At 54.0% G+C, this 13,486-nt stretch carries 12 protein-coding genes; 6 read left to right on the plus strand and 6 right to left on the minus strand.

The features are described 5' to 3' along the window. Window positions 1–31: 31 nt before the first annotated feature. The 4 genes from KOR42_RS22355 (at window position 32) to KOR42_RS22370 (ending at window position 5,403) form a co-directional block, all read left to right on the plus strand. Window positions 32–1,306 carry a Gfo/Idh/MocA family protein gene (locus tag KOR42_RS22355; protein ID WP_146512061.1) on the plus strand — a complete coding sequence of 425 codons (1,275 nt, stop codon included), beginning with the start codon at window positions 32–34 and terminating at the stop codon, window positions 1,304–1,306. 53 nt (window positions 1,307–1,359) lie between these two features. Continuing rightward, window positions 1,360–2,031: a 3-keto-disaccharide hydrolase gene (locus KOR42_RS22360; protein ID WP_146512069.1), complete on the plus strand. Its 672-nt coding sequence runs from the start codon at window positions 1,360–1,362 to the stop codon at window positions 2,029–2,031. 63 nt (window positions 2,032–2,094) lie between these two features. Continuing rightward, window positions 2,095–3,651 carry a sulfatase-like hydrolase/transferase gene (locus tag KOR42_RS22365; RefSeq protein WP_146512062.1) on the plus strand — a complete coding sequence of 519 codons (1,557 nt, stop codon included), beginning with the start codon at window positions 2,095–2,097 and terminating at the stop codon, window positions 3,649–3,651. A 159-nt stretch (window positions 3,652–3,810) separates the two neighbouring features. Next, window positions 3,811–5,403 carry a sulfatase family protein gene (locus KOR42_RS22370; RefSeq protein ID WP_197441462.1) on the plus strand — a complete coding sequence of 531 codons (1,593 nt, stop codon included), beginning with the start codon at window positions 3,811–3,813 and terminating at the stop codon, window positions 5,401–5,403. Between the two features lie 182 nt (window positions 5,404–5,585). Here KOR42_RS22370 and KOR42_RS28145 read toward each other — a convergent pair whose 3' ends face one another. The 5 genes from KOR42_RS28145 to KOR42_RS22395 form a co-directional block, all read right to left on the minus strand. Next, window positions 5,586–6,014: a transposase gene (locus KOR42_RS28145; RefSeq protein ID WP_231741079.1), complete on the minus strand. Its 429-nt coding sequence runs from the start codon at window positions 6,012–6,014 to the stop codon at window positions 5,586–5,588. Next, window positions 6,014–6,193, minus strand: coding sequence for a hypothetical protein (locus KOR42_RS26945; RefSeq protein WP_197441464.1), 180 nt, complete (start codon window positions 6,191–6,193; stop codon window positions 6,014–6,016). The genes KOR42_RS28145 and KOR42_RS26945 overlap by 1 nt, the downstream gene beginning before the upstream one ends. Window positions 6,194–6,236: 43 nt before the next feature. Continuing rightward, window positions 6,237–8,528, minus strand: coding sequence for a DUF7133 domain-containing protein (locus KOR42_RS22385; RefSeq protein WP_146512064.1), 2,292 nt, complete (start codon window positions 8,526–8,528; stop codon window positions 6,237–6,239). 196 nt (window positions 8,529–8,724) lie between these two features. Then, window positions 8,725–9,741, minus strand: coding sequence for a pectate lyase (gene pelA / locus KOR42_RS22390; protein WP_146512065.1), 1,017 nt, complete (start codon window positions 9,739–9,741; stop codon window positions 8,725–8,727). A gap of 7 nt (window positions 9,742–9,748) precedes the next feature. Further along, window positions 9,749–11,095, minus strand: coding sequence for a DUF1593 domain-containing protein (locus KOR42_RS22395; RefSeq protein WP_146512066.1), 1,347 nt, complete (start codon window positions 11,093–11,095; stop codon window positions 9,749–9,751). A 202-nt stretch (window positions 11,096–11,297) separates the two neighbouring features. Between KOR42_RS22395 and KOR42_RS22400 the strand changes: the two genes are divergently transcribed. Together KOR42_RS22400 and KOR42_RS26950 are read left to right on the plus strand one after the other, a co-directional pair. After that, window positions 11,298–12,764, plus strand: a complete 1,467-nt coding sequence (locus tag KOR42_RS22400) for an alpha/beta hydrolase family protein (protein WP_146512067.1) — start codon at window positions 11,298–11,300, stop codon at window positions 12,762–12,764. A 314-nt stretch (window positions 12,765–13,078) separates the two neighbouring features. Further along, a complete protein-coding gene (locus KOR42_RS26950; protein ID WP_197441465.1) occupies window positions 13,079–13,240 on the plus strand; it encodes a hypothetical protein in 162 nt (53 codons plus the stop codon). A 40-nt stretch (window positions 13,241–13,280) separates the two neighbouring features. Here the strand turns inward: KOR42_RS26950 and KOR42_RS26955 are convergent. After that, on the minus strand, window positions 13,281–13,486 hold a 206-nt coding region (locus KOR42_RS26955), incomplete at its 5' end, for a hypothetical protein (protein WP_231741080.1).

Here is a 13,486-nt window from a genome sequence, read left to right on the forward strand (position 1 = left end):
ATGAAAACAAGCTGATCAAACAGGACGAATTATGAACACTTCACCTCTCAACGAGCTTTCACGACGAACGGCATTGAAGTCACTCGGCACGACTGCAGCGCTGGCCGTGTCCGCTCTGTTGCCAGCATCTATCTATGCCGCACCGTCTGCCTCCTCCACCGACAAATTACGCATCGGATTAATCGGTGCAGGCGGACGGGCCAAATGGCTGACGCGTGCGTTGGGGCGCGAATCCCATCGAGCCGAATTGGTCGCAGTCTGCGATTGTTACCTGCCACAGATCGATCTTCTTGCGGCTGATAACAAGAACGATCCGAAAGCTGGTGAACGCTGGAAACGCTATCAGAACTACGAGCAGATGCTTGAACAGGAAGAGCTTGATGCGGTCGTCATCGCGACACCGGACCATGTGCGTGTCCGAGCGGCGATCCTCGCCTGTTCCAAAGGCTTGGATGTCTACGCGGAGAAGCCGCTGAGCTTCAGCATTCCGGAAGGTCGCGCGCTGGTCAAAGCAGTGCGAAAACACAAGCGCGTGCTGCAGGTCGGCACCCAACAACGAAGCACGCCCATTAATCAATATGCGTGCGAGTTTGTGCGTGATGAAGGACTGGGCAAAGTCGCAACGATCCTCGTCAAGAAGTACTCAGGCTCTCGGCCTGCGACCGGCCTCGCCCGACAATCCGTTCCCGACGGCATGGACTGGAATCGATTTTGCGACCAGGCAACGTTGCTCAATTACCACGAGCAGCTTCATCGTCGGTGGCGGAATTTCGACGCTTTCACGGGAGGACCAATTTGTGACCGTGGGTCGCACGCACTGGACATGGTTCATCTTGCGATGGGCTGGGAAAACGTTGCCCCCACACGAATTGAACCCACCACCGAAGCGGAGAATTACAGGGACCGCGGCGTGAGGTTGTATTACCCGGATGGCACCGTCGTTCGGTTGGAAAGTACCGACGGCCCAGCTTTTGGCGGCATCTTTATTGGCGAAAGGGGTAAATTGGAAATCAACCGAGGACGTTTCGCTTGCAACCCCAAAGACTTGCTTCAGCCTTTTACCGGATCACAAACTGAATCGCACGTCGCCAACTGGCTGGATTGCATTCAGACCCGCGACGAACCCAACGCTCCGGTGGAAGTCGGCCATTTAATTTCCAGCGTTGCGCACCTGATCAACATCTGTCGCATCACCGGCCGAACCATCAACTGGGATGCAACCCAAGAGCAAATCATCAGCGATGAAGCCGCCAATGCACTCTTGACGAAAGAACGTCGTCCCGAGTTCTCACTTCCCATCGTATAATCACAGGAGCAGAAATGCGTTCCGATTTATTCAGTTATTACCATCCCTCCACAATGCTGCGATGTTTATCAACGTTCATGCTTGTTGTAATTTCAATCTTCTCTAGCTCCGCCTTCGCTGACGATTGGGCGACCCTGTTCGATGGTAACAACCTCGAAGGCTGGAAGCCGTCGCGCGACAACACGCAATTTGCGATTGCCGATGGAGTGATTCTCGGCACGAGTTCCGGCCAGACTCATTTCCTGCACACGGTCGAAACATATGGTGATTTCGAACTCGAAATGGAAGTCAAGCTTCACGACACCGATCTGAATTCAGGCGTTCAAATCCGAACCAGCTTGACTCGTAAGAATGCGAAAGGCCAATTAAGAGAATCAATTCATGGCCCTCAAGTCGATCTTGGAAAATCTCCCGGACGCAGCGGCCATATCTATAATCAGGGAAATGGTGCCTGGATCACACCTAAGGAAGACTGGATCCGCAATGAACTAATGGTAAACGGCGAGTGGAACAAGCTGCGCGTGATGGCTGTTGGCCCGCGAATTCAAACCTGGATCAATGGCATCCAGGTTGCCGATGTCACTGATGAGGAAGCCTACGAAAAGTACCCTTCGGGAGTGATCGCCTTACAGGTCCACGGTGTCAAGAAGTCGCCGGAGAAACCACGCCACGTTTCATTTCGATCCATTCGTGTTCGCAGGCTTAACTCCAAAACTGATAAGTAAAAGTCTAAATTCTTTAAAGAAAGCATCAATCTGTCATGTCGAGTCTCAAACGAGAGGCCGTTCATGAGTTCAGCTAAAACAATCGCTCACGCCAACCTTTTGTTGGTACTCGGATGGCTGCTCGCAGGCTCATGCGCATCCGCTGCGAAACCGAACATCGTGCTGCTGTTTATCGATGACTGGGCGTGGAATGGGACTCCGGTTCCGATGCTCGACGGGATGGAAAACTCGCGCATGCCTGTCCTGCAGATGCTGAATGTTGAGCGGCTGGCTCGCGAGGGAATGAAGTTCACCAACGCGTACGCCTCGCCGCAGTGTTCTCCGTCGCGGGTCTGCGTCCAAACCGGACAGTCCTCGCCGCGAAACGGCTTCACCGTGTTCATGAACGATCGCGGACAGGACTACTTCGACGAAAAAGGATATCCCGAATTTCCGGTCATCCCCTGCGTCTCGGACATGACAATCGACGCGGACGCGGTGACGATTCCCGAAGCTTTAAAGCCTCTCGGTTATGTCAGTGCTCACATCGGCAAGTGGCACATGCAAGGCGATCCTGGAGACGAGGGTTATGTGCTCCACGACGGCGACACCAGCAACAACCCCGGCAACACGCTCCCGGACAGTTCAAAGCAACGACTGCCGGACGACCTGACCGATCCCAAGTTGATGTTCAGCGTCACGGAGAAGGCGCTCGGCTTCATGACTGAACAGGCTAAAGCCGGACAGCCCTTCTATCTACAGATCTCTCACTACGCGATGCACGAAGGTCGCGAATGCCTTCCGTCGACGCGTGAAAGATATACGCAACACCCGCTCGTGCAGGATTATTACCGAAGAATTGGGAAGACCGCTGAGACGATTAAGCGGAAGGAAGACCCGGCGATCTGGCTCGGGATGGGCGACGACCTCGACGGACGCATCGGAGCCGTGCTTGATCGCATCACCGAACTGGGCATCGAGAACAATACGTATGTCGTACTTGTGTCGGACAACGGTTACCGACACAAAGAATTGCAGCTATCGCAGAGCCTCGACCAACCGCACCATGCTGCCAAGTGGTGGGTCTGGCAGGGTGGCATCCGCGTTCCGATGATCGTCCGAGGTCCCGGAATCAAAGCAGGCTCTGTCTTTGAAGGTAATGTCGTTAACTACGACTTCCTGCCGACCTTTGTCGACTGGGCTGGTGGTGATTCGAACACACTGAAGAACATCGACGGCGTCAGTCTCGCTTCCTACATGGCTGGGAGAGAGCCGACTGATACGTTCCTCAAGCGGAACCTCTATTTCCACTATCCCCACTACCGTTCGAGCATGCCGCACTCCGCCGTCGTTTCTGGGAGTCACAAGTTGGTGCATTTCTATGAGCGACCGGATCTCCCGATGCTCTTTGACCTGACTCAGGACATGGGCGAAGTTCACAACATCGCACTCGCTCATTCGGAAGAACATCTGCGGCTTTACGACGACATGATGAATTACTTCGACAAAGTCGGCGCCCGCATCCCGAAACGAAATCCGAACTACGATGCCGCTGTCTACAGGGATTCAAAGGAATACGAGAAACGCATCCTGTGGGGACCATTCGCAGGTAGCAGACAGCTTGAGGAGGACGAAAAGTAGGACGATGGTGAGAAATACAATCAATGCGAATGGCGATGCAGCCCGGAGATTTTGTATCGTTTTGCGTGCTGATGTTGATGAAGTGCTGCGGTATCGTTGGTCCGCCCGAGCACTCTCTCTCAATCGTTTGAATCAGTCATGAATGAAAAAAGTAAGTCAATGATCAAACAACTGTTTGTTTCGGCTCTTATCGGTCTGAGTTTCGCGGTATCCGCGATGGGCAATGATCGTCCAAATATTCTGTTCTGCTTCTCAGACGACTGGGGACGTTACGCGAGCATCTATCGGAATTCAGAAAGACCGGGGCTGAATGATGTGATCGACACACCAGCCCTCGATGCGATTGGTCGGAGTGGTGTTGTCTTCAACAACGCCTTCGTCAGTGCGCCGAGTTGTACACCAAGCCGAGCCGCTGTAGCGACAGGCATGCCGTTTTTCCGTTGTGGGACGAACGCATTTCTTCGCTGCCGCGAATACGGCAAAGCAAGCGATCCGTATAAGTCCCTCCCCGGCTTCTCGGAGTTGCTCGTGAAGAACGGGTATCACGTGATGCACTGGGGGAAGACGACGAACAAGCACGCTGGCAGGCGAGATCTCACGCACAAAGATCCGATCTGTCATTTTTCTCAGGCCGTTTCCGCAGCGCCCGATCAGGAAGCGCGAAAGAAAGAAATCTTTTCATTCGTCCGATCCAATTTCAGTCGATTCCTCGACGAAAACAAAGACGACAAACCGTTCCTTTACTGGTTCGGCCCACACAACTCTCACCGGCCATGGACGAGAGGTTCCGGAAAAGCGATCTGGGGGCTGGAACCCGATTCGCTCAAAGGTAAAGTGCCAACCTTCCTGCCGGATGTGCACGATGTCCGGGAAGATCTCGCCGATTACCTGGGTGAGGCACTGGCGTGGGACGGCATGATCAACGAACTGATTGAGGAACTGAAAACTCGAGGCGAACTCGATAACACGCTCGTCATTGTCTCTGGAGACCATGGAATGCCCGGCATGCCCCGCGGCAAATGCAATCTGCACGACTTTGGCTCCATGGTTTCATTGCTTGTCAGTTGGCCGAAACGCGTTCAGCCCGGAAGACACGTCGACGACTTTGTAAGCCTCGCGGACATCGCGCCGACCGTACTCGAAGCAGCGGATGTCGAGCGGCCGGATCACATGCTGGCGAAGAGTTTGATCCCTCTGCTGACTTCGAAAAGTAACGGTGTCATCGATAGCACGCGTGATCACGTCATTATTGGTCGTGAACGTCACGTTGGTGAAGCCCGGAGAGATCGTACTCCGTATCCGTCACGAGCCATTCGGACGTCCAATTACCTGCTGGTCCGAAATTTCAAACCGGATCGCATGCCAATGGGTGACGTCTACGACAGCGATGCCACTTCGGAGCAGCTGTTGCAGAACCACTACCTCGCATATCCGGATATGGACGCGAGTCCAACGAAGACCTTCCTGATGACCAATCGGAATTCGTATTCAAAGCACTTCGACATTGCCTTCGCCGTCCGCCCGGAGTTTGAACTCTACGATCTGAAGAGCGATCCCGATCAGGTCAAGAACGTTGCGGCAGATCCGGATTATGCGATGGTGCTCCGTGAACTCACCGACCGAATGATGAACGAATTACGGGAGACCGGCGACCCGCGCGTGAGCGGCGACGGGAGCACGTTTGATCGAAAACCGTTCGTCGATCCCACTTTCGTTCCGCCGCCGAAAAAGAAGAATGCTCTTAAGTTCTGATACGTGTTGACGCGACAAGCCAGAAGGACAATCGAAGCGTGAGCGAGTGATTGACCCTCACTGAGACTGCGGGGCTTAACCTTCTGGCGAGTTCGCTTCGGCCCACGATTGCTTGCTCGATGATAATCTACATCTCATTCGCTCTTTCCCGGTCGTCGCGAGAAAGTCGTGAGTGAGCCACCTCATCTTGAGTAGAAGTCGAGCTGCTGAGATTGGGCCGAATCCGCAATAAGTCGAAAGGCTCGATTACTTTCGCCGTGAAACTTCCATTTCTTCCGGTGTGATTTTGCCATCACCGTTGACGTCCAACTTCGCAAACATGCGTTCCGCATTTCGTCGGGACGGAGCGATGTCTTCGATCCTGCTTGCTTGCCTAGACACTGACGTGTGAAAGCACTGAGTTCACATTCGGCGACTTTCAGCCATGATCCGTACTTGGGTGAGGAGTGGATTTCAAGACGTTTCACCGATGCCCTCGCCATTTCGGACTTATAGGTATCGTAGAGTGATCCGAGCTTGTCTGTGTTGAGGTTGTCGCAGACCAGGATCACCCGGTCTGCGTCACCATCCCCGTGGTAATGAAACGTTTGCCGGTATGGTCGACGATCCACTAAACACCGTTGTCCTCTTCCAGGTGAATGAAGTCCGGATTGCCGATGACTTGAGGTTCGGCGGAACCTCTGTTCATCGTTGCATCCCGTTCAATGCTTCTTTCGTTGTCATTGAGCAGGTATGCGATCAGATGGCGAATTTCGTCGACCGACAACGCATCCAAGAGGCCACTGGGCATGATCGAGGTCTGCACTTCGCGCCGTTCTTCAACATCCTCCTTGTCAACGCTGAAAGTGCTTCCGTCGGTTGCGATATACTTCTGATTCTTGCCTTCGATTCCAATGACGAGTCCTGTCAGTACTTTGCCGTCGACAGTGATTAATTGCTGTGGACGTGTAGACATCGGTTAGAAAACGTTGGCTGACTCGCGTGTCCCAGCCACCGCCATCATTCGTGTTGTCGCGAGTGAACAGGTTGAGTTGTGGATCGATTGCGATATCGAAAGGATTGCGAAGACCTGAAGCGAATAGTTCCAACTCAGTCCCATCAGGCCTCACGCGAAGAATGCCACCCCCTCTGAGCACAACCGTTGATCCATCGACTCCTTTTCCCTTGGGAGTCCCATAATCGCCGTTGCCAATGTACAGCCAGCCATCGATTCCCATACGAACTCCATTCGTCGTGTGATCTCCGCCGCGCGTATTGACCATTTCAGTGGTGAGGCCGCTAACGAGTCGTTGATTGCGATCGGCGACTCCATCACCGTCGTCGTCGTGGAATACCGACAGGTATGGCGGGTGTGAAACCCAAACCGCACCGGCTCGATAGACGACGCCGCGGACGTGGTCGACTCGACAGAATGTCGTAACGCTGTCCATCACACCATCGCCGTTCTGATCAACACAGCGAAGAACCTTACCGCCGTCCTTGTCGGTTCCCAGCGAGCCCTGCTCGTCACTTGCGACATAGATCGCGCCGGTCGGTTCCGCCGCGATCGCGACTGGATAGTTCACCTCAGGTGAGCGAGCGAAGAGCGTCGCGTTGAAGTCTTCCGGAACCTGTACGCTGTCGCGAAACTGGGAGTCAGTAATCGGCGCCGTTGAACCTTGACGTCGTCCACCGCTTCCGCCTCCGCCAAAACCACCGAGATTTGGAACGCGTGGAGTAAAGCCGGGCTCGCTTCCTGCGAGCTGCTTGCGGATCGAATCATTTCGCTTCACAACAAAAGTCCTGGCATCGATCGGCGGCGGGCCGAAACCGCCAGCATCAGGAGGAGGGCCGAATCCGTCGCCCCCGCCAAAGGACTGCATCATTTTTCGTAAGCGTTCAGCAGCAGCCTGCGTTTCTCGAGCACGCGAGTTCGCGGTTGCGTCTGCCAGGCCCTCAATCAATGGATTCATTTTCTCGGGCTTGAAGAAACCATCGATGGCCTCGCGGACGATTTTCAAATAGCGATCCCGCAACTCCTCGTTCGCCAGTAACCGATCGAACAGTTTGCACGCGCCGGAATACGGTCGCATCACGCGGATATTGGTCAGCTCGTCCGGCGAACCGGACAGAATCGAACCGCCCAGCGCCGTTTCCATCTGATTGGCGATGATGTGAAATCTGCCTTCGGGATCGAGACACAGAAAGTCATTCGTCCCGATGGTCGACATTCCTGTGACGTTGCTCGTCAGCGAATTCCCAGCAAGATAGCGAAGCAGCTCATCAGTGTTGATGAACTCGCTGATCCTTGCATCAAACTCTTCGTCGGTCGCCTCGTCGATTAACGACGCAAACTCGATGATTCGCGTCTGCTGTTTTTCGTTCGGACGATGACTGGTGCGGAATGTTGTTACGTACGAGTTCCAGTTTTCACCGGCGTATCGAATCGTGTTGAGTCCGTTTGTTTGACTCAGCAGCGACGATTCCGGTATCCCGTGCCGACGGAGAAATTTTGCGTCGACGGCTTCGAGTATTGTGTAGAGCCCTATCAACTCCGGTTCTTTCTTACCGACCTTTAGACTCAATTCAGCGTGTGCGGTTCGAGTGACCGTTGCATCGAGCGACGCGAACACGTGCGAAGTGATTCGTTCCCGCAGCATCGTTTGGTCGAATTGCATCGTGTGCAAACGGAACGAAGTCACGCCCTGAATGTCGTGCCCATCAAGCAGCTGAAGGAACATCGGGCGTTTCGGGCTTTGGGCCGCCATCGTGTATGTGAAATCGCCGTCATAACGAATTCGACACGGAATCGTTGTGGCTTCATTGTCTCCTGAGGTGAACTCGACTGACCCGTTCACCCACGGAAATTGAATCCCGAACAGGTTTCCGACCGTCTCCCGACGCGAGTCGTTCTGATTCTGACTTTGTGGAGGAGCGGATGGCCCACCGAATCCCATCTGCGGAGCGGCGGGTTCGAGGGCTTTGTATTCGTCATCGGAAAGATTGACTCGAAGATTCCAAACATCGTCGCTGAGCTGTCCACGCAAACCGGGAGCCGGTTCCTGTGCATTCGCCTTGTATGCAACACTAATGCTGATTAAGACGAGAACGATGGTAGAGCGCGTGTAGTGTCGTAAAAGATTCACTGTTGCTTTCCTGTAACCTGAACGCGTGCCCGCCGCTTTCCATCGCAGCGGCACTACTACGTTCGCGTCACAAGAGAGAATCCTTCGCGAAAGTTCTGAAAGTCACGGAAGACCGGGGACTAAATGCGAAGACTGGCAAACAGCATCGTTCAAACCGCTGTCTCTTAATCACGGTCTTGCAATTCCGTTGATAGGATCACCAGTGGGGCCACTCGGCATAATCTTTGAGCACATTCACACCCCAATTACCGTACCATGTGTAGCCACCGCGACGTTCACTGCCAATCTCTTGAATGTCATAGCGGATGATGCCATCGCGATCGCTGAAAATTGGTCGGTTCGTCTCGATTTCGTAGAACCGTGCCCATAGCGGAGGGGCTTTCGGATCACGACTGAGAGCTGGTCCAGACTTGCTCTTCCGATATCGGTACCCTTCAATCTTCGCAGCATCAAACCACCCTGCCCCGGCTTTGACAGAACGAATTACGTCGGGCGATGGACTATCAAGACTCATCAGATATCGCAGAATCCCCGCGCTTTCGGCGCCACTGAGTGACGGATGCTCGTAAGACCGAGCCAGAACGGGTTCCAGAGTTTCGGCATGATGCTGCGCACACCAGACGGTCGGCGTGCCGTCGACTTCGATTTGGCATTTGACGATGCATTCGATGCCAAGTTTGATCGCCTGCTCCGCCTCCCCGCGACGGGACGGATCCACAAAGCCAAAGTCTTGATCGGAAACGACATCGGTGAGCAGTTCCAACAGCTTGATCATCGTTCCGTCGTTGAAGGTGATGTGTCGGTGGTACTGTGTACTCAGCGGATAATACTGTGGCCAACCACCGTTGGGGTACTGCGCCTTAAGAATATGGTCGAGCCCTTTAAGGGCTGCTGATCGATAGCGGTTCTCCCCGTTGATTCGGAAGGCTCGTGCCAGCACGCGAATCTCAGCGGTCGTCGCGCCATTGTCGAAAGTCCCCGTTGGGATCTTTCCGCTTCGAGTTCTCATTCGAGTCGTGTCCGTGTTCTTCGGCCAGTCCCCGTATTCGGTCTGCCACGAAAGGATGCCTTCCAACGCGGCTCGACCTTCATTGCTGCGATACCACTCGTCCGGCTTCTTCAGCAGATTTTCCGCAGGCGTGCCAGCGACAAGCTGAGAGACGACGCTCAATACGACAGCAAATGTTGTGATGCAAAAGAATCGGGATTTCATTGTTGTCTCAATTCGCCTTCAGAATAATTCGACGAAACGCGTAGAGATTTGGGGTCCCCTCATCGTGTACTTCAAGAATGATATGCAAATCTTTTCCGCTTGCACCCTCCGGAACCGAAACCTTTGCAATCGCCGATGACGCACCGTCAATTGATACATCCTCCTTCCAGGAACTCGGCTCTTTGTAGAGCGACCAGGAGTAGTTGAGCGAATCGCTGTCAGGATCGCTTGAGTGGCTCGCGTCAAGGCGGACGTCTTCGCCTGCGGTCACGTCGACTTCGAGCACGTTCCTGCTTGTATCTCCATTGACAACTGCAATGGGATGGTGGTTGGCCTTGGAGTAATCGTCGGTGACACTCCAGTCCATGCGTGCTGCGAAGTCATTGTTGTAAGCTGTTTCCCAACGCTTGATCGACTTTGCCCCTTCGGGGGTGTTGGCGTACATCAAATAAGGATCGAATTCATTTTCGTTGGTGACCGGTTTCATGCTGCGGATGCCAGCTTTCTTCTTCAAACTGAAACGGCCACCCCAGCCGCCTTGATCAATCTTTTCAGGGTCGTTCAGACCGTTGGGATAGACGTGCATGAAGGCGGGAGTATCCCCTTCGGTCGCCCATTTCGTGTCGGGGTATGCTGCTCCCAATGGGCCATGACTTTGGATGTCATTGCGTTGATACTCGCCGTTCTTCGGTGGCTGCCATCCGTAGACACCTGTGGCTCTGATGTACATCACCTCGGGAAAGTTCTTTGCAATCCACGCTCCTGCATCGTCCTGACCGAGGATGTCGAACACTCGCAGCTTGGAAAGGAATTTCGATAGTTCGTCATCCGAACGCGTCTTCCGGACTTTCCAAATCGCCTGAGCAACATTGTTCGCGCCGCCCCAGCATCCAACCCAGACCGGACGCGGATCGTCTCTATCTATGGAAGCGATGATCAAATCAGAGCCGGGACTATCCTTCCCGCCACCCACGTCGTTCATCCCGTAGCCGGTCTGACCCATTACGGAAATCGAACGCAAGTATTCGACAGAAGGAAACCCCTCCCCGTGGACTTTCAGATTTTCAACACAAAGGCCATAGGCGTCGACGAGCTTGTCGAGCATCTGGGTATTGTCTTGTGATTTCTTCCAGCACCCCGTCGAAACAATCAGTCCTTCAATATCGAATTCGTTGGCGCACACCAGCAGTCGCACCATCGACTGTTCGTCGTCAGGGTCTGCTCCAAGGTCTGTGGTCACGATGATCCGCGGCTTTTGGAACTGGTCTTTCGCAAAGGATTCCTGTGCCAGGGACATCGTCAGCCAGCAGAGGGCCAGCAAGAGAACTAAGCATCCCGAACGGCTATGTTTCATTAAACTGCTCCGCTGAATCTGTCTGTTGTACTCGTGACCTGCAACTTCAGATGAGACCGCAATTGGATGTGGTCACACAATTCTTCGCGGTGTCACTGAAATTCCTTTGGCCAAACGGCCAATATTCTTAAGAATGTTCGAAGGATTCAAGCTTGCTGCGCGAACGCACTTAAAACGCAATTGTACTGTGGAGCCCCGAAGAATGCTAAAAGTCAAGCCTCGAATCGACATCGCCTGCCTGCTGGTCGCGCTTTCCTCGGTGGTGGTTGCCCAGGATTCGCAACAGGTTTCGACCACTCCCAAGCCTGTTGTTTTCGACACCCGGCAGGATCGACAGAACATGTTGGATCAGCTGGAAATTACAAAGCTGCGACCGGGAAAGAGTGGCAACGAGGACGATCCAAACGCGGCGAATACAGATGAATCAAAGGCTAATCCGTACCCGAAACTGCCCGAACTGATGACGATGAAGGATGGCACGCAAGTCACCACGCCTGAACAGTGGTGGAAGCAGCGTCGTCCGGAAATCGTCGAGGACTTTGAGCGTGAAGTCCTGGGGCGAGTTCCCGACAACGTTCCGGATGTCGAGTGGAAATTGCTTAAGACTGTCGAGAAAAAACTCGGCGAGACCGACGTCATCGAAAAGCGACTGGCGGCAACGGTTGATAATTCCGACTGTCCCGAAATTCACGCTTACATCTTCATGTCACTCATCGTTCCGAAAGACGCAAAGAAACCGGTGCCGACTCTGATGCAGTTCGGCTTCACCTGGTTTGGGCTGGATGGTGAGGAGTTTGAAGTCGGCGGGCGGCGCGGATTCGGAGGCGGCGGTGGACCATCGAAGGAACAACTGCTGGTCGAAGCCGGTTGGGGTTGTGCGACGGTCAATGCTTACAGCGTCCAGGAAGACAACGGCGGTGAAACCGAACGACGATTTGGACCGCCACGTCCGCCAGGCGGTGGACTGACTCGTGGCATTATCGGATTGACGAACAAAGGTCAGCCACGAAAACCTGACGACTGGGGGGCGTTGCGTGCGTGGGCATGGGGAGCATCGCGTGGACTCGACTATCTGGAGTCGGATACGGACGTTGATGCCAAGCGAGTTGGCATCGATGGTGTTTCCCGTTTTGGGAAAGCTGCTCTGGTGACGATGGCGTTCGACCAACGATTCGCAACCGTGCTGGTCGGTTCGTCGGGCGAAGGTGGAGCCAGTCTGTATCGTCGCAATTTTGGTGAGTCGGTCGAAAACCTCGCAAGTTCCGGCGGCTACCACTGGATGGCCGGAAACTTTCTGAAGTACGCGGCCGAGGAATCGTCTTTCGGATCAAAGGACGCCAGCGACTTGCCTGTCGATGCCCACATGCTGATCGCGTTGTGCGCTCCACGACCGACTTTTATTAGCTACGGCATTCCCGAGAAAGGTGATGCTCACTGGCTGGATCAACAAGGAAGTTTCATGGCTGCCGTGGCTGCGCAACCAGCCTTTCGGTTGCTCGGCGCCCGTGATCTTGGTCGCAGCGACGACTACATGCAGGAGAAGATGCCACCGGTCAATACTGATCTTCTCGATGGCGAAATCGCGTGGCGTCAACACGATGGCGGCCACACGGACATGCCCAACATCCCTCACTTTATCAAGTGGATGGAACGGCTTTGGGAAGAATAAGATGACGCGACAGCCCAAGCAAAATCCTCTAGGGACTCAGTGAGCGTCACACGTCCAACTACTTCCATCGTGGCGGAAGTCTCCGGCGAACCGCGTACAAACGTCCAACGAGAAAAGACGTTGCTTACGCGAAATCAGCGCTCGCGAAATTCGTCGAAACCACCGGACCGAGAACAAGGGCGGTGCCGAAGGAGTTCCCAACGCTGTTTGAAGTTCGTGTTCCGCGTTCGAACTTGGCAATCGTTCCAGAGCCTGCTCCCTTCTTTTGTCAGAAACATTAGCAAAACGTAGCAGTCGTCATACGGAGCAAAGCAGTGTTCCTGTTTCTGGGCGATTCGACTCCCGATTTTGGGCGTAATGACAACGGTCCATTTTCCTGGAAGATGGTCTTTGAAAAGAGCCTTGGCCATTGGCCAACGGTCAGACTCGAGTTCAGCATCAGTGCCCTCGAACTACTTCTGGGGAGTGTTTTGTAAATTGCGTGAGTAGACTCCGACTTGCTGTGTTGAAAACAAATCACAGGTTTTGATCGTGGGCTAACGCCTCAGGGCGTAGGCGAGGACTTTGAGGGCGGCTTCGACGAACAGGGCTTTCTAGTGCGGCACCTGTGGTTCGCTTCAATCCGCTCATGAATGATTCCACAAGCCAGCGTCTGCCGTATCCTTTTGTTTCGAGTTCTGTCCTGGTCATCTGTGAGCGGTACTCGCCATTCAGCTTACCGT

Source organism: Thalassoglobus neptunius, assembly GCF_007859735.1.
Lineage (GTDB): Bacteria > Planctomycetota > Planctomycetia > Planctomycetales > Planctomycetaceae > Thalassoglobus > Thalassoglobus neptunius.